At 59.3% G+C, this 15,873-nt stretch carries 17 protein-coding genes; 5 read left to right on the top strand and 12 right to left on the bottom strand.

Features of this window, described 5'->3' with window-relative positions:
• Window positions 1-67: 67 nt before the first annotated feature.
• The 11 genes from HX868_RS26385 to HX868_RS26330 all read right to left on the bottom strand — a co-directional run bounded on the left by HX868_RS26385 (window position 68) and on the right by HX868_RS26330 (window position 9,525).
• Window positions 68-1,021, bottom strand: a complete 954-nt coding sequence (locus HX868_RS26385; RefSeq protein ID WP_177004881.1) for a FecR family protein — start codon at window positions 1,019-1,021, stop codon at window positions 68-70.
• A gap of 14 nt (window positions 1,022-1,035) precedes the next feature.
• Window positions 1,036-1,536, bottom strand: coding sequence for a sigma-70 family RNA polymerase sigma factor (locus tag HX868_RS26380; protein WP_095015441.1), 501 nt, complete (start codon window positions 1,534-1,536; stop codon window positions 1,036-1,038).
• 83 nt (window positions 1,537-1,619) lie between these two features.
• Window positions 1,620-2,264: a CGNR zinc finger domain-containing protein gene (locus tag HX868_RS26375; protein WP_177004880.1), complete on the bottom strand. Its 645-nt coding sequence runs from the start codon at window positions 2,262-2,264 to the stop codon at window positions 1,620-1,622.
• A gap of 96 nt (window positions 2,265-2,360) precedes the next feature.
• Entirely contained in the window at window positions 2,361-2,963 is a 603-nt protein-coding gene (gene cysC / locus HX868_RS26370) for an adenylyl-sulfate kinase (RefSeq protein ID WP_095015439.1), read from the bottom strand.
• On the bottom strand, window positions 2,960-4,189 hold the full coding sequence (locus HX868_RS26365; RefSeq protein WP_177004879.1) for an MFS transporter: 1,230 nt from the start codon (window positions 4,187-4,189) through the stop codon (window positions 2,960-2,962). Before HX868_RS26365 ends, cysC begins: the two co-directional genes overlap by 4 nt.
• A 10-nt stretch (window positions 4,190-4,199) precedes the next feature.
• A complete protein-coding gene (locus HX868_RS26360; RefSeq protein WP_177004878.1) occupies window positions 4,200-4,970 on the bottom strand; it encodes a class I SAM-dependent methyltransferase in 771 nt (256 codons plus the stop codon).
• 7 nt (window positions 4,971-4,977) lie between these two features.
• Entirely contained in the window at window positions 4,978-6,114 is a 1,137-nt protein-coding gene (locus tag HX868_RS26355; RefSeq protein WP_246355597.1) for a Rossmann-fold NAD(P)-binding domain-containing protein, read from the bottom strand.
• Window positions 6,111-6,836, bottom strand: coding sequence for an SDR family NAD(P)-dependent oxidoreductase (locus HX868_RS26345; protein WP_177004875.1), 726 nt, complete (start codon window positions 6,834-6,836; stop codon window positions 6,111-6,113). Before HX868_RS26345 ends, HX868_RS26355 begins: the two co-directional genes overlap by 4 nt.
• Window positions 6,837-6,846: 10 nt before the next feature.
• Window positions 6,847-7,575 (bottom strand): sulfotransferase-like domain-containing protein, encoded by a 729-nt coding sequence (locus tag HX868_RS26340; protein WP_177004874.1) that lies wholly within the window; start codon window positions 7,573-7,575, stop codon window positions 6,847-6,849.
• Complete coding sequence (locus tag HX868_RS26335) at window positions 7,572-8,795, bottom strand: transaldolase family protein (RefSeq protein ID WP_177004873.1); 1,224 nt, start codon at window positions 8,793-8,795, stop codon at window positions 7,572-7,574. Before HX868_RS26335 ends, HX868_RS26340 begins: the two co-directional genes overlap by 4 nt.
• 25 nt (window positions 8,796-8,820) lie before the next feature.
• Window positions 8,821-9,525: an HAD family hydrolase gene (locus tag HX868_RS26330; RefSeq protein WP_177004872.1), complete on the bottom strand. Its 705-nt coding sequence runs from the start codon at window positions 9,523-9,525 to the stop codon at window positions 8,821-8,823.
• Between the two features lie 253 nt (window positions 9,526-9,778).
• On the opposite strand from HX868_RS26330, the gene HX868_RS26325 reads away from it, so the two are divergent.
• The 4 genes from HX868_RS26325 (at window position 9,779) to HX868_RS26310 (ending at window position 13,906) form a co-directional block, all read left to right on the top strand.
• Window positions 9,779-10,579 carry a glucose 1-dehydrogenase gene (locus HX868_RS26325; RefSeq protein ID WP_177004871.1) on the top strand — a complete coding sequence of 267 codons (801 nt, stop codon included), beginning with the start codon at window positions 9,779-9,781 and terminating at the stop codon, window positions 10,577-10,579.
• On the top strand, window positions 10,572-12,395 hold the full coding sequence (locus tag HX868_RS26320) for a glycoside hydrolase family 15 protein (protein WP_177004870.1): 1,824 nt from the start codon (window positions 10,572-10,574) through the stop codon (window positions 12,393-12,395). The genes HX868_RS26325 and HX868_RS26320 overlap by 8 nt, the downstream gene beginning before the upstream one ends.
• A gap of 48 nt (window positions 12,396-12,443) precedes the next feature.
• Window positions 12,444-12,917 carry an isochorismatase family protein gene (locus tag HX868_RS26315; RefSeq protein WP_177004869.1) on the top strand — a complete coding sequence of 158 codons (474 nt, stop codon included), beginning with the start codon at window positions 12,444-12,446 and terminating at the stop codon, window positions 12,915-12,917.
• Window positions 12,918-12,991: 74 nt separating this feature from the next.
• Window positions 12,992-13,906 carry an alpha/beta fold hydrolase gene (locus HX868_RS26310; protein WP_177004868.1) on the top strand — a complete coding sequence of 305 codons (915 nt, stop codon included), beginning with the start codon at window positions 12,992-12,994 and terminating at the stop codon, window positions 13,904-13,906.
• Here the strand turns inward: HX868_RS26310 and HX868_RS26305 are convergent.
• Entirely contained in the window at window positions 13,840-14,844 is a 1,005-nt protein-coding gene (locus tag HX868_RS26305; protein ID WP_177004867.1) for a GlxA family transcriptional regulator, read from the bottom strand. The two genes, HX868_RS26310 and HX868_RS26305, sit on opposite strands and share 67 nt — an antisense overlap.
• A 90-nt stretch (window positions 14,845-14,934) precedes the next feature.
• Between HX868_RS26305 and inhA the strand changes: the two genes are divergently transcribed.
• Window positions 14,935-15,615, top strand: a complete 681-nt coding sequence (gene inhA / locus HX868_RS26300) for an isonitrile hydratase (protein WP_177004866.1) — start codon at window positions 14,935-14,937, stop codon at window positions 15,613-15,615.
• Window positions 15,616-15,873: the final 258 nt, after the last annotated feature.

Genomic DNA, 15,873 nt, shown 5'->3' with positions numbered 1-15,873 from the left:
TGCGGCTGTTAATGCAAACCAGTTGCAGTTGCAGGAGAAGACGAAGAACTCGAAAAAAACCTGAATGTCAGCGTGAAATAATTTCCTGGCTGCCGTCCGGCAAGGTGCGCAAGGCCACCGGCAGGATGTGCGGCAACGCCTTGAGCAAGGCGTCGGTGTCGTTAGCCTTGAACACGCTGGTCAGGCGCAGGCTACCCACCGCAGGCGTACTGACCCGCAGCGGTTGCTCGCGATAACGCGAAACCTCGCGCGCCACTTCGCCCAGCGAAGCGTTGTTGAAGACCAGCTTGCCCGTGCGCCAGGCGGTCAATTCTTCGGTGTTCACGGCGTAGGCCGCTGCCACCGACCCTTTGTTGTCGACGTGGGTACCCAGGCCTGCCGTCAGCGTAACGACCTTGTCCGCTGAATGACCTTGCACCTTCACAGTTCCGGCCTCGACCATCACGCGAGTCTGGTCTTCATCACGGCGCACATCAAAGCGCGTGCCGGTCACCGTCACCTGCCCTGCCCCGGCGGCCACCACAAAGGGTCGACTGGTGTCGTGCTCGACGCTGAACATCGCCTCGCCCTGCTTGAGCTCCACCCCACGCCGGCCTTTTTCATAGTGCACCGCGACCACGCTGCGGCTGTTGAGGTCCATCACCGAACCATCGGGCAAGGCCACCTGGCGATGTTCACCCAGGCGCGTGCTGAACTCGGCACTGTAGGGTTTGGGATGATCGAGCCCGCTGAACAGGCCCAAACCCAGAGCGACGGTGACCACACTGGCGGCGACCGCATAACGCAACACGGCGCGGCGCTTGGGCCGCTCCACCGGGGTCTCGCACAACGCCTGCAAACGCGCCTTGGGCAGCAGGTCGGTGGCACTCCACAGGCCTTGCAGCACATCGAACTCATATTGGTGGTCGGCATGCTCAAGGCGCCATGCGTCGAAGCGCTGGCGCTCGGCAACGCTCAACTCGGCGTCTTGCAGGCGCACAAACCACTGCGCGGCTTCGTCTCGGGCACGGTTATCCATCATGGAAGATCCTTGGGTCATGGCGCCATCGCGTCCAGGCGGTCGCGCAGATGCCGCAGGGTGCGGATCATATACTTTTCCACCATGTTTTTAGACAGCCCCAGGCGTTCGGCGATTTCCTGCTGCGTCAGGCCCTCGATTTTCTGCCAGATGAAAATCTTGCGGCAGTTGAGCGGCAACTCGGCCAAGGCTCGCTCGATAGAGTCCGCCAACTGGATCGCGTGCATGAAGTGCTCCGGGTCGCCGCTGTGGGGCGAGCGCTGATCAAAGGCTTCCAGCGTGATGGCCTCGCGACGGTCTTCGCGTCGATAGGCGTCCACTGCGATGTTGCGTGCGGTCTGATGCAGATAAGCGCGCGGTTGCTCAACCTGAGCGGCGCTTGATTCCAACACTCGCACAAAGGTGTCGTGGGCCAGGTCCTCGGCCTGCTGACGGTTTCTCAGCCGGCGCGTCCAGGTTCCGATCAACTCTTCGTAATGTTCGAAAAAGCCTGTTCTGCGGGGCGGCTGAGGGATCATCGCGGGTGCACTGGGTAGGCGGGGCGTGAATAGTAATGCTTCCTATTAAGCGGGGCAATTGCTACCCGCCGGATGACCTCAAACTAATCAGTGCTGGCCACGTGCTTAAGTCGGCTGAGCTTTTCGCGGCTGCCGCAGACGCTCATCTGGCACCATTTGCGCTGCTTGTTCTTGGAGATATCGAAGAACACCCAATCACAGTCAGCGGCGCCGCAAATGCGCAATGCGTGCAGATCACCGGAGACCAGTAACTGCGTGGCCTCGATAGCCAAGCGCCCGAGCACCATGGCCGTCAGCTCCTGCGCCGTGGTGCAGGGCTTCCACGCCCAGGCAGGTTTGCCCTCCACGGAACGCAGCACCCGCCAGGCAACGCCTTGCTGGAACATCTGGTTGATTTGCTGCAAAGCGTCCTCGGGCGCGGCACCCTGTAACGACAACGGATAGAACACCGCGTACAGGCATTCCCTGAAGGCAATGATCGCGTCCAGGTCCGGCTGGTAGGCCATGGATGACGCAAACACCATCGGCTTATAGTCATCAAACTCTCGGGCCGAGATCAACGACGCATGCAATGCCCACTCGAAGAAGAACTGAAAGCTGGTGAGTCGCTCCTCTATGACCTTGAGCGAAGTGCCAGGGCGACGCCCGTTGGTGGTATTGATAAAGTCCAATACCCGGGCCCCACCAATCAGACGGATCGATTTTGCAGTGCCCGTGAAATGTGTCATGCCTACTCCTGAAAAAACGCGTTCTCCCTGCGATGGCGCAGATTACCTTGTTTTTTCAGCGTGCAAAGCGTGTCAACCCCGCGCAAAGACAGACGGCTAAGTGCGAACGTCGTTATGCGCCAGCCAATCAAGAATCGTCGCAACCGACTGTTCCACTGAAAGCGCCTGGGTGTCCAAGTGCACTTCCGGAAATACCGGCACGTCATAACGGGAGTCGATACCGGTAAAGTTCTTGATCAAGCCCGCTCGGGCTTTTTTATAAAGGCCCTTTGGATCACGTTGCTCGGCGGTTTCCAACGGAGCGTCCACATGCACTTCAACAAAGCACTCGTTGCCGATGATCGAGCGCGCGTAGTGCCGACTCGCCGACGAGGGTGAAATCAGCGCCACGATCACGATCAACCCCGCCTCCAGCATCAGCCGCGCCACCTCGGCGACACGCCGGATATTCTCGTCGCGGTCGCTGTCGGTAAAACCCAGGTCTCGGCAAAGCCCGCTACGTACCGAATCGCCGTCAATAATGGCAGTGATCCGCCCCTGTTCCTGCAGGGCATTGTCCAACGCATCGGCAATGGTCGACTTGCCGGACGCGGAGAGCCCGGTCATCCAGATGACCACGGGGTTGTGTTTCATGCCAGAACGGTGACTGAACGCAAACGCGTGCAGGTTCCGGTGCGGCGTGTCTGGAAAATAACTCATGGCTGCTCGCCCTCCTTCACCGAAACAGGCTGTTTACCCAACAGGAACACCATCACGCATTGCGCGAACAGCAACAGTGCCACCACCCAGTAGACCGTCGAGAAGGACCCGGTCAAATCCTTGGAGAACCCGCCCAGGAAATTGCCGCACACGCCGCCCAGGCCGATCAATACGTTGGCAATCCCGAAAGCCTGTGTCAGCCGGCTGACCGGCACGATTTGCCCGATGTAACTGGGGACCAGCCCGAAGATCGGATAAAACGCCAGCGCAAACAGAAACGCCGCCAGGTAGAACAACGGCAGGCTGTTGAAACTGAACACCAAGGTGGCAGCCAGCCCCGCACTCAGGAAACACATCGCCAGCGACGCACGTACGCCCACCTTGTCGGCGATCCACCCCACCAGGAAGCCCGACGCCATGCCCACCGCGCCGATGGTGGTCCAGATAAACCCGGTGTCCTGTACCGACACACCCAACTCATCACGCAGGAACGGCGCCAGGTAAGTCTGGAACGGCAGCAACGCCATGCCATTGAGAAAGGCGATGGCCCAGGTCAGGTACAACGAACGACTGAGCCAGGGCTGTCGACTGTCGAAGGCGGTGGCGCGCTCCCCGGAAAACCCGGTGTCCTGGCTCGCGGCGAGGTTGCGTAACAGAAACCAGGCCAGCACGCACAGGGCCACCGAGATCAGGCCGGCGGTGAGCCAGATCGAGCGCCAGCCACCATTCAAGGTCAGGAACGACACCAGCAAACCGTTGATGAATACGCCGTAGCTGGTGCCGCTGGAAATCAGCCCCATGACCCGCGAGCGATTGCCGGGGCTGAAACCCTTCGCGACAATCTCCGCCAACGGGATGTACACCGAGGCGGAACAGCCGCCGAGCAAGATCAGCAACGCGCCCGACAGCCAAATGCTGTGACTGACACTCAACCCCAGCAGCGCCAGGGACGTCATCACCGTTGATACCAGGCTGATCTTCCAACCCTCGAAAAACCGGCTGATATAACTTGTCACCGATGAAAACAGCAGGAAGCCGATCTGCGCGCCGCCGGTGATCAGGCCCACCGTGGTGTAGTCGAAACCGATGTCGCGGCGCATGTCCACCACCAGGTTGGCGAACAGGTAGACGCCAAAGCCATAAGTGCTGGCCACGAACCCGGTAAGGACCACCGCCAGTACGACGCTGTCCAGTGGCCGGGCATTACTCTGTACGAGTGTGCTCATCAAACCCTCCCTATTCAGCGCGCGCCGTGTGGATGACGAAATCACAATCCATCATGTCGTAGTCATCCTTGAAGTCGCCGTAACTCTCATGGTCAGTGAACCCGGACTTGAGCACTTCTCCCTTCAATTCACCCGGCAACAGGGGATAGACCTGCAACCGGTACTGTTCTGCGTTATCAAAGGAATAGATGAACTCACACAGATGCTCATTGACCTCCCCCAGACTGACCGACGCATGCGTACCGCAGTAATAGTAATTGCCGCTGGCCTTGAAGTTGCCGGCACGAATGGCGAAAAAATTACGCTGATCCACAATCAGCAAGCCACCCGGCTTTAGCAAGGAGCGGAATTTCGCCAGCACCCGCAACCTATCGTGGTCGGCGAAGACATGGCACAACGAACTGCCCAGGCACACCACGGCATCAAACTGGCCAAGCTCTTGGGAATCCAGTGAATGCCAGTCTCGGTAATGGGACTGAATGTCCAGGCCATGCTTGCGAAAATTCGCCCGCGCCTTGGTCAACATGGTGCTGCTGCCATCCGTGGCGACCACCTCAAACCCCGCCTGCTTGAATTGAACGGCATGGAAACCGCTGCCCGTCGATACGTCGATCACCTTTTGCGCACCGTGGCTGCGCAACAGGTTCTCGAAGAACCCGTCCTCCCCTGCCTTGCGTTTTTCCCAATCGATCAACTCATCCCAACGCTCGACGAAATCCGCCGTGTACTGCGTGGAATAACTGGCAACTGCGCTGTGCTTGTTTCTGGAAACTTGATTCATCACACACCTACCAGGTTGAATTCTTGAAGGACAGGTATTTGCTCGCCAGCTCGCGGGCAAACTCGGCGGACTGCTCGATGGCCATGGTGTTCTTGGAATACCCCAGCATCGATTGCATGACGGCCATGCATTGCGGGTTGTAAGTGACCGAACCATCACAGTGAATTTCGTCGATGCCGTCCTGGCTTTGGCAGATGGTATTGATACGAATCGCCTCATCCCTTGGGCAGGCATCGGAAAACTGCACCTGGATCCGCCCATCGTGTAGCCAAACCGGATACCCGCCCGGAAGCCCGAGAGGACCAGGCGCATGCACCAGGACCGGCACGGGCGAAAACAGCCCTTCGATGACCGTGACCGCAGAGCACGCGGTGAGAAACTGCCCATCCACCCCGCCCAGGCGACGGAACTCGGATTTCACCGTCGAGAAAATCACCTCGGCCGGCAGGCGCGTCACCTCCGGCCGATCGCGTACTTCATACAACAAGCGGTAGCTCGCACGCGGCGGCAAACCACCACGTGGCACGTAGTGGCTGAAGTAATGCTGGGCATACAACTGCACTTGCACATCGACGGGGGCACACTCCAACAACCGGGCGATGGAAAGACGCATGGCCGGAATCAGGTTGGCCACATTGCCCACGCCGATGTCCGGCGCCAAGCCGACGCGCGCCAGGATCGGGTTGACCGCATCGGGGAACGCCGCATTCACGGTTTTGGTGGTGATGCCAGAGGCTTTTACTGCCTGCATCAGGCAATGCATCAACGTCAGGTGCATCGGCAACCAGGGGCCGAACTGGGCCTGGTCGAGCTTTTCGAACGACAACTTGGGCAGCCCGGTGATCACTCGCCATGACTGCAGCGACGCACAGTTCACCAGCATGTCCGGGGCTTCATCGCGCAGCAACTGTGCCACCCGGCCAATATCCGTCAGGTCAGCGATCACTGGCTTGATCGCAATGAATTGCCCCAGTTGCACGCATGACAGTTCCACCAGGTTGCACAACCGAATCGTGTTCTCTTCGTTGCGACCCAGCACCACAAACTCGAACGTGTTTTTCGGCCCGAGAATCTTGAGGATCTGCAGGCACAGGTTGCCGGCGCCCACCAGCAGCAGTTTTTTCTTGCGCACCGGAAGGCTCATCGTGGGTAGGCTCCATTGTCGACAGGAATCACCCTGCCGGTGATGTGCCGCATCGCATCGCCTGCCAGCAGCAAGATGACTTCGGCCACGCCACTGGGCAGGATCGGATCCTTGAGGACTTCCTGGCGGGCGTATTCGGCGCGACGGTATTCGGGGATGGCGCCGTAGATGGCGGTTTCATGGATCAGCGCCGGAGATACCACATTCACCCGCACGAACGGCGCAAAGTTCCAGGCGTTGGCCTTGGTCAAGCCGATCACCGCCGCCTTGGTGGCGCCGTAGAGCGCGTCGCAGCTGCCCACTTCACCGGCCACCGAAGCAATATTGACGATGCTGCGCGGAGCTTCGTGCTGCATCTCCCGTTCGGCAAAGTCCTTGGACAAATAGACCAGCGCCTTGAGGTTGACGGTGAGGATCTCGTCGATTTGCTCATCGGAATAGGCATACACACTTTTGCCGTGATAAATACCGGCGTTATTGATCAACCCATAAACACTTGCATGCCGCTCATAAAGCCCTGGAATAAAACCCTTGATAACGGCCATATCCGAGAAATCGGCAACCTGTGCTTCGAATACATCAGTACCATATTGACCTTGGAGAACATTCAAGCCCTCGGCGTCCTTGTCAGCGCCGATAACGAAGTAGCCCTGTTGGATCGCCAATGCCACAGTGGCCCGGCCAATTCCGTTGGCCGCTCCGGTCACAATCAACTTCTTCATACAACCATCCTTATTGGCAAAACTCATTCATGCGCGCATAAAACGTTCGGTGGTATTCGTACATGGCTTTTAAATTCGGGTATTGATCGAACACCTCAAGATCAACGCAGTGCTGTTGCGGTAAAACAATCCGCTCACTGTTTTCCGCTGCTACATGCCAACTACGCCACGTCTTCCATTGTGGCGGGCACTCGCGTTTCCATGTCATGGCGTGTGGCAAAAACTCAATATCCAGGTAATCACATAGTTTGCGAATCACCCGCTCCGGCGCTGCGGCCAGATCATCCGCATTAATCACATAAGGCACTTTTCCGGTCAGTTTGGTGACCACGCAAAATATGTCGTACAGCGCTTTATGCCCGATGGCCTGCAACGGCATATTCGGATGCACTCGATGATGGGAAATAATGCTGCTGGCGGGTTCACGAATAAGAAAGATATTGTCCTGTTGCGCGAGAAAGCCAACATCCACTTTCAAGTCATCCAAACAGTGATAACACATGTCTTTATGAAAGACGTTCGTATGTTCACGGGCCTTGAGTAGATGCTCTTTTATACCTGGGTATGTCGTGGGCAAACTGTGATCCCACTCATCCGAAGGTATCGCTGAATCCTCGGAAAATGCCATGTGCGCAAACGGCTCGTGGAAGACCTCAAAGTCGCCCCGTTCGATGAATACCCGCTCCAGTACGGTAGAACGCGACCGTGGGTGTGCCCACAACCCGATCATCCGGTTCATGCGATCACCCCGAATTCGGCGGCGAGCAACGCGTTGAGTGCGCGCTTGAAGGGTTTGGTGACCGGGCAAAGTCGAACGCAGTAGTCCGCCAGACGCCGGTGTGCGCTGTTCGCCTCATTGCAGGCGTTGAGAAAGGCTTCGTGGTTACCGAAGTCGTACGGTTCGATGCTGTCGATAAAGTAGGCTTCGTAGAAATACGGGATGCGTATCAGCTTGGCGAAGGTCAACGCGGGCGGTTTCTGCGGCGCCACGGCAGGCATCACCGGTTTGCCGTGGCTTTCACGCTCGACCAGAAACTCCACCACATCCGGCGTCAGCGTGTAACAGGTCGCCGTCTGCCCGGTTTTTTCCAGGTGCCAGCAGTGCTTGTTGCCCCGCTCGTCCACATCGACCTTAATGCTCGATAGCAGGGTTTTGACCGGCACGGTCGATGCCGCTACCAGCACCTGGATCTGCTCGTAAATCATCAATTCGGCCCAGCGCTGTTCCTCAGCACTCAGCGCCAGGCCGCGTTCCGCTGCCTGCAGCGTGAATTCGGGCTGACAGGCGAAACGCCCGATCATGAAGGTGATCACGTAGTTGCAATGGCGGGTGTCGATGCCGTTGCTGTGCGCGGTCGCCCTGCCCCGCTCGATGGCCTGGATACCCGCCTGGAACTGGGCAACCGTGAAGCAGAAGGTGATATTGATCGAGGCACCTTGGGCCACCAGTTGTTCGACAGTCGCCAGCCCTTCCAGGCTGCCCGGTACCTTGACCATCACATTCGGCGCAAGGCGCTGCAACTCCAACCCCCTGATGGTCATGCGCTCGGTACAGCGTACATCCACCGGGTCGACTTGAGCGCAGATCCAGCCTTCGGCTTGTGCCGATTGAACCCAGCGCGGCTTGAGCGTCGCAGCCCCTTCGATGATGACCTCGTTGTACAGCTGCTTGCGCAACTCACCGGGGGACAGGCTGGCCAAGTTGAAACGCGATGACCAATACTCGCGTTTTTCGAGGATAACGGCCGTCACCAAGCGTGGGTTGGTCGTTACGCTGCACAGGCCCCAGGGTTGTGAGAAATCATCCGGCATCAACGCTTCTATATAAGTCACCGCCGCCGGGTATTTTTCCAGCAGGTGCTGTTTGTAAGGCTGATACACGGCAGGCGATGAATCCCACCAAACTTGCGAAGATGGATCGTTGCGTTCGAGCCGTTCCAGGTAACCAAGTGTGTTCACGACGCCTCCTCCCTGAGTCATTAAGTCAATTAAAAATGGCCAGTACTTCACGTATATCGGTAATCGGTAATGCCCCGGCCGCAGCCAATTGCGAATGCCGATGCGGCGGGCCAAAACCCAGCACTTTTATATCGGCGGCAACGGCAGCCTGAACACCCGTCACACTGTCCTCAATAACCAGCGCATCGCCCACATCAACGCTGTAAGTGTTGCAGGCGGTGAGAAACACCAACGGGTCAGGTTTCCAACGACCCAAGTCATAACAACTGAATATTCGCCCTTCGAAATATGAAAGCAGCCCGGCAATACGCAAACAGTGCTCTATTTTGTTGCGTGGCGCACTGGAGGCGACGCAATAAGGAACCGTCAGCGATTGCAATAATTCAACGATGCCGTCAGTGGCGTTTAAATCAAGCGTCAGTGCATCCAGCGCTTGCTCACGAAAGCGATGTTCAAACTCATCGTCCAGGTTGATATTTAAAACGCGCTCAGCCTCACGCAAACACTCGGCAATCTTTCGCCCACGAAAGTGCTCGATAAAACCTGTTACATCAAGACGCGTATCGCCCTCAACAAGGGCATTAAGCATGGAGATCAACACAGACAGGGTTATTTCTTCACTTTGGACGAGCACACCCTCGCAATCGAAGATAACTAACTTAGGCACGCCAACTAAGGCGACTGCTTTTACCTGATCTGGTAGTTCCCCTATATCGGCCGAAAGGCACATAGATTTCTCTTATAGGTGGCCCCGCGATGACTTCCGAACTACCAACGGAGCGGGTTGATGTGTGCCTATAAGACACGCGGCTCAAAAGCCTGTCAAACGCTTTTGAGCGGTTTTTTAGTATCTTATGGTTATTTTTTATAGTTCTGTTATTCCATTTTTCACCATGGTTGTAGTCGCTAATTTCACACGGCTGAACTTCCCTTGCGTGCGATCAGTCAGCTACTTGAACTCACGAATTTAAGGTCGGTGAGCAATGCATATCTCGTTGGAACAACAAGTGGCGCTGGTGACCGGTGCCAGTTCCGGAATCGGTGCCGGCGCGGCCAAGGCTCTGGCGCAAGCCGGGGCGGCCGTGGTGCTGAATTACAACAGCCAGGCCGCACCAGCCGAAGCACTGGCAGAGCAGATCAATGCCGAGGGTGGCCGGGCGATTGCCATCGGCGCCAACGTTTCTAAAGAAGAGGATGTGGAACGGCTTTTTGCCCAGGCCCTGGATGCCTTTGGCCACTTGGATATCCTGGTGGCCAACTCCGGCATGCAGAAGGACGCCAACCTGGTGGACATGAGCCTGGATGACTGGAATGCGGTGATCGGCGTCAACCTCACCGGCCAGTTCCTGTGTGCCCGCGCGGCGGTGCGCCTCTTCAACCGCCAGGGCGTGCGCGAAGGCGTGTCGCGGGCGGCGGGCAAAATCATCCACATGAGTTCGGTGCACCAACTGATCCCCTGGGCCGGGCATGTGAACTACGCCGCGTCCAAGGGAGGCGTGGAGATGTTGATGCGCACCCTCGCCCAGGAAGTCAGCGAACAGCGCATCCGTATCAATGGCATTGCGCCGGGGGCGATCCGCACTGCGATCAATCGAGCAGCCACTGAAGGCGCAGCAGCACAGGAGCTGCTCAAGTTGATTCCCTACGGGCGGATCGGCGATGTGGAAGACGTCGCCAACGCGGTGGTGTGGCTGGCCAGTGATGCGTCCGATTATGTAGTCGGCAGTACGCTCTTTATTGATGGCGGCATGAGCCTGTATCCGGAGTTCCGTGGCAATGGTTGATCTGAACGAACCACAAAGTGCCATCGATGCCCACGGCATTATCGGCGATATGCGCAGTGCCGCATTGGTGAACGATAAAGGCAGCATCGACTTCTTCTGCTGGCCAGAATTCGACAGCCCGTCGATCTTCTGCTCGCTGCTGGACAGCCCCAACGCCGGCATTTTCCAACTCACCCCGGACCTGCCCAACGCGCGCCGCGAACAGATCTACCTGCCCGACACCAACGTGCTGCAAACCCGCTGGCTCAGCGATGAGGCCGTAGTGGAGATCACCGACCTGCTGGCCATCAGCGAAGAAATTGACGACCTGCCGCTGCTGATCCGCCGCGTGCGTGTGGTCAGCGGCAAAGCGGACATTCATCTGCGCTGTGCGGTGCGCCATGATTATGCGCGCACGCCTACCCAAGCTACCCGTGACAACGGCACGGTCTGTTTCATTGCCGAAGGCCAACCCGGCCTGCGCTTGTCCGGCAGCCACCCCTTGCAGATCAAAGACGGCGGCGCCGTGGCCAGCTTTACCCTGGGCCAGGAAGAAGGTGCCGAGTTCGTCCTCGGCGGCCAGGAGGATGAACGGGTGGACAGCAGTTGCACCGACCTGGCGCTGGCCCACACCTTGAAGTTCTGGCGCGGCTGGATCGCGCAATCGAACTACCGTGGGCGCTGGCGCGAAATGGTCAACCGTTCGGCCCTGGCGCTTAAGCTGCTGACCTCGCGTAAACACGGCGCGATCATCGCCGCCGCCACCTTCGGCCTGCCGGAAACCCCCGGTGGTGAACGCAACTGGGACTACCGCTACACCTGGATCCGCGATGCATCGTTCACCGTGTATGCCTTCATGCGCCTGGGGTTTGTCGAGGAAGCCAACGCCTATATGCGCTGGCTCAAAGGCCGCGTGAGTGACTGCTGTGGCCAACCGACCAAGATCAACATCTTGTATGGCATCGACGGTCGTCAGGAACTGCCAGAAGCCGAGCTGGAACACTTCAGCGGCCACGGCGGCGCCAAACCGGTGCGCATCGGCAACGAGGCCTTCGACCAGATCCAGCTGGACATCTATGGCGAGCTGATGGACGCGGTGTACCTGGTCAACAAGTACGGCGAGGCCATCTCCCATGAAGGTTGGAAACACACCGTGGAGGTGGCTGATCAGGTGTGTGAAATCTGGAACACCAAAGATGTGGGCATCTGGGAAATGCGCGGCGAGCAGCATCATTTCCTGCACTCACGACTGATGTGCTGGGTGGCGCTGGACCGTGCCATCCGCCTGGCCTCCAAACGCTCTCTGCCCGCTCCGTTCGCGCGCTGGGACCAGACCCGCCAGGCGATCTACGCCGACATCTGGAGCAACTTCTGGAACGAAGAACGCGGGCATTTCGTGCAGCATATCGGCAGCACCGCGCTCGACGGTTCGATGCTACTGATGCCGCTGGTGAGATTTGTCGCCGCGACCGACCCACGCTGGCTATCAACCCTGGAAGCCATCCAGAAAAGCCTGGTGCGCGACGGCATGGTCTATCGCTACCGCAACGACGACAGCCAGATCGACGGCCTGCAAGGCACCGAAGGCGCATTTGCGGCGTGCTCGTTCTGGTACGTCGAATGCCTGGCCCGTGCCGGGCAAGTGGAAAAGGCCCACCTGGAATTCGAGCAACTGCTGCGTTACGCCAACCCCCTGGGCCTTTACGCCGAAGAATTCGACAACCAGGCCCGCCACCTGGGTAACACGCCCCAGGCCTTGAGTCATCTTGCGCTGATCAGCGCGGCGACGTTCCTGGATCGCAAGCTCAGTGGGGAGAAAACCACCTGGCAACCCTGAAGTGGCCTGTGCACAATGGGCGGCCACTCGACCACGGACAGGAACGCCATGCGCCAGGTACTGCTGATCATCGACGTGCAACCTTCCTTCAACCCGCCCACGTGGCTGGTGGACGGCATCGACGCCCTGCTGGGGCGCATGCCGTCAGTCGCCACCGTGGAGCGCCACGACGAGAGCGTCACACCCTTCGCCCGGCAACTCGGCTGGCAACCGGCGCCGAACGACCAGAGCTTGGTGGCCGCTGATCGCATCTTTATCAAACACGGCTATGCGCCGACACCCGAGACCGTCGCCTACCTGAAAAGCCTCGCGCCACAACGCGTGCTGGTGTGTGGTATCCAGACCGACACCTGCGTGTTGGCGGCGGGGTTTGCGTTGTTTGATGCGGGGTTGCAGCCGACCTTGATCAGCGATCTGACGGTGGGGTCATCGCTGGATCGGTCGGGGCAGTTAGGGGTGGACTTGTGGCGGCATCATTTCAAGCATGTGCTGAACAGCACCGATTTGGGTCTAGACAAGTAACGCCACTGCGTTTATCTGCACACCCTTCCGTCATGCCTTTGGGCTAGAGTTTCAGCACCTGACAGGAGCCCCCTATGACGATCACTACCCCGCTACTGTACGCACGCACGCCCATGCTCGATATCGCCTACGAAGCCCACGGTCCTCTCGACGGTGAGCCGGTGATCCTGCTACACGGTTTTCCCTATGACCCGCGCGGTTATGACGCGATTGCGCCGGTACTGGCCGAGCGTGGCTACCGGGTACTGGTGCCGTACCTGCGCGGTTACGGCCCGACGCGGTTTATCAACGAGCAGGTGATGCGTTCCGGGCAGCAGGCCGCATTGGCCAAGGACCTACTGGACTTCATGGATGCGCTGGCGATCCCGCAGGCCACCCTCGCCGGCTATGACTGGGGTGGGCGAGCCGCGTGTATCGTCGCGGCGTTGTGGCCCGAGCGGGTGCGCGGTTTGGTGACCGGCGATGGCTACAACATCCAGGACATCGCCAAGTCACTGAAGCCCAGGGCGCCGGTGACGGAGCATCGCTTGTGGTATCAGTTCTACTTTCACACCCAGCGCGGCGTGGACGGCTTGACCGCCAACCGTGGCGAACTGTGCAAGTTGCTGTGGTCGTTATGGTCGCCGTCCTGGGCCGAGGGGCCGGGGCTGTATGAGCAGACCGCGCCGTCGTTCGATAACCCGGATTTTGTCGAGGTGGTGATTCACTCCTATCGCCACCGCTTCATGTATGCGCCCGGCGACCCGACGCTGGAAGCCATCGAGCAGGCGCTGGCGTTGCAGCCGCCGATCTCGGTGCCGAGCATTTCGCTGTGCGGCGCCGATGATGGGGTGGGACCACCGCCTGAAGTGGATGATGATGTCGAGCATTTCAGCGGGTTTTACCGCCGTCAGGTGCTGCCCGGCGTGGGTCACAATATCCCTCAGGAAGCACCGCAAGCCACGCTGGATGCGCTGCTGGAGTTGCTGGGCGAAAAGCGTTCGCGGTAAGCCTGGGGCGTCACCGACAAGGCGCGAAGGAAGCTGCGGCGCAGGGTTTCTTCACAGCCAAAGCCACACTGCACGGCGATGCGTTTGATCGACGCCGCGCTGTCAGCCAATTGCCGACGCGCGGTTTCGACGCGGATCAATTCGACGGCACGTGCCGGGGTCTGACCGGTTTCGGCGCGGTAGTGGCGTACAAAGCTGCGTTCGCTCATGCCGGCTTGGGCGGCCAGGGTCGAGATGCTCAAATCCAGGGTGAGGTTTTCGGCGATCCAGGCGTGGAGTTCAGCGAAGCGGCTGTCGTCTTTTTGCAGGGACAGGGTCACGCTGAATTGAGACTGGCCGCCGGGGCGCTTGAGGAACACCACCAGGTGCCGCGCCACTTCCAGGGCCACAGCGCGGCCGAGGTCTTCTTCCACCAGCGCCAGACACAGGTCGATGCCAGCAGTGACGCCGGCGGACGTCCAGACGGCGCCTTGCTGGATGAAAATCGGGTTGGACTCCACCGTCAACGCAGGGAATTTGCGCGCCAGTTCGTCGCACCGCGTCCAGTGGGTGGCCACGCGACAGCCATCGAGCATGCCACTGGCGGCGAGCAGGAACGCACCGGTACACACTGACGTCATGCGCCGGGTGTGACGGGCTTTCTCGCGCACCCACTCCACCAACGACGGGTCTTCGGCGGCACCGTACACGCCCCAGCCGCCGGCAATCACCAACGTATCGCACGGCGCATCGATGGCGGGCAGCGGCTGGGCCAGCAATGCCAAGCCAGCCGACGTCATCACCGGCTCCGCTTGGGCAGCAATCACCGACACGGCGTAGGGCAACGGCAGGCCGCGTTGACGCGCCAGGTCATTGGTGGAGGCGAACACCTGCAACGGCCCGGTGACATCCAGCACCTGGGCGTTATCGAAAGCGAGTACGTGGACGATTCTGGGCATGATTGGCGTGATTCGTGGGCTCAATGGCGTATTCGCCAAAGCCTAGGCCTCTAGAGTGAAGCCGTCCACCCCTTTGACGGAGCTTCATTCATGACCTTGCAGATTGGCTTTGTGTTGTTTCCCGGTATCCAGCAATTGGACCTCACCGGTCCTTATGACGTCTTGGGTTCACTGCCGGATGTGAAGTTGCACTTGGTGTGGAAAGACCTGGAGCCGGTCACTTCCAGCACTGGCCTGGTGTTCACCCCGACCATGACTTATGCCGACTGCCCGCGCCTGGATGTGATCTGTGTGCCTGGCGGTTCCGGTGTTGGTGCGCTGATGGAAGACCCGCAGACCCTGGACTTTCTCAAGGTCCAGGCGCAGACCGCACGTTATGTGACGTCGGTGTGCACCGGCTCGCTGGTGCTCGGTGCCGCCGGTGTGTTGCGCGGGCGCAAGGCAACCACGCACTGGGCCTACCACGATCTGCTCGCCCCGCTCGGTGCGACTCCAGTGCAAGAGCGTGTGGTGCGTGACGGCAACCTGCTGACCGGGGGCGGCATCACTGCCGGTATCGACTTCGCCCTGACGTTGGCTGCCGAGTTGTACAGCGAGGCGGCGGCGCAGTTGGTGCAATTGCAGATTGAATACGCGCCGGCACCGCCGTTTGATTCCGGGCGTCCGGACACGGCGCCCAAGCATGTGTTGGAGGAAGCCAACAAGCGCACGGCTGAATCGCGCAGGGTGCGTGGGGAGATCGTTGCGCGGGCGGCGGCTCGGTTGGGGTGATTCTGTATAGCACCTGTGGATACTGCAAAAGCGATGTTTGGGTCTGGTTGGGGGACATATCCGTTATTTGGGTGATGGCGGCTATTGGTTCCGCCCTTACGGCGGGTCACTTTCGAAAAGCGCGAAAGTAACCAAAGCGCTCTTGCCCCAACACTCGGCACCTCGCCTAGGCTCGGTGTGCCCGTAATCCGACAGGTATTTGGGGGGCCGCCGCCACGCGCCATCCATGGCGCGGGGCGGCTAAACCGACATCCCTGC

This window comes from Pseudomonas reactans (assembly GCF_013385825.1).
In the GTDB taxonomy this organism is placed as follows: Bacteria; Pseudomonadota; Gammaproteobacteria; order Pseudomonadales; family Pseudomonadaceae; genus Aquipseudomonas; species Aquipseudomonas reactans.
The sequence above is the reverse complement of the archived record's forward strand: the minus strand, read 5'-3'. Positions and strand labels throughout refer to the sequence as shown.

Coding starts and splice junctions, on each gene's coding strand:
- HX868_RS26385 (WP_177004881.1), bottom strand. CDS start 1,021: ATGATGGATAACCGTGCCCGAGACGAAGCCGCGCAGTGGTTTGTGCGC.
- HX868_RS26380 (WP_095015441.1), bottom strand. CDS start 1,536: ATGATCCCTCAGCCGCCCCGCAGAACAGGCTTTTTCGAACATTACGAA.
- HX868_RS26375 (WP_177004880.1), bottom strand. CDS start 2,264: ATGACACATTTCACGGGCACTGCAAAATCGATCCGTCTGATTGGTGGG.
- cysC (WP_095015439.1), bottom strand. CDS start 2,963: ATGAGTTATTTTCCAGACACGCCGCACCGGAACCTGCACGCGTTTGCG.
- HX868_RS26365 (WP_177004879.1), bottom strand. CDS start 4,189: ATGAGCACACTCGTACAGAGTAATGCCCGGCCACTGGACAGCGTCGTA.
- HX868_RS26360 (WP_177004878.1), bottom strand. CDS start 4,970: ATGAATCAAGTTTCCAGAAACAAGCACAGCGCAGTTGCCAGTTATTCC.
- HX868_RS26355 (WP_246355597.1), bottom strand. CDS start 6,114: ATGAGCCTTCCGGTGCGCAAGAAAAAACTGCTGCTGGTGGGCGCCGGC.
- HX868_RS26345 (WP_177004875.1), bottom strand. CDS start 6,836: ATGAAGAAGTTGATTGTGACCGGAGCGGCCAACGGAATTGGCCGGGCC.
- HX868_RS26340 (WP_177004874.1), bottom strand. CDS start 7,575: ATGAACCGGATGATCGGGTTGTGGGCACACCCACGGTCGCGTTCTACC.
- HX868_RS26330 (WP_177004872.1), bottom strand. CDS start 9,525: ATGTGCCTTTCGGCCGATATAGGGGAACTACCAGATCAGGTAAAAGCA.
- HX868_RS26325 (WP_177004871.1), top strand. CDS start 9,779: ATGCATATCTCGTTGGAACAACAAGTGGCGCTGGTGACCGGTGCCAGT.
- HX868_RS26320 (WP_177004870.1), top strand. CDS start 10,572: ATGGTTGATCTGAACGAACCACAAAGTGCCATCGATGCCCACGGCATT.
- HX868_RS26315 (WP_177004869.1), top strand. CDS start 12,444: ATGCGCCAGGTACTGCTGATCATCGACGTGCAACCTTCCTTCAACCCG.
- HX868_RS26310 (WP_177004868.1), top strand. CDS start 12,992: ATGACGATCACTACCCCGCTACTGTACGCACGCACGCCCATGCTCGAT.
- HX868_RS26305 (WP_177004867.1), bottom strand. CDS start 14,844: ATGCCCAGAATCGTCCACGTACTCGCTTTCGATAACGCCCAGGTGCTG.
- inhA (WP_177004866.1), top strand. CDS start 14,935: ATGACCTTGCAGATTGGCTTTGTGTTGTTTCCCGGTATCCAGCAATTG.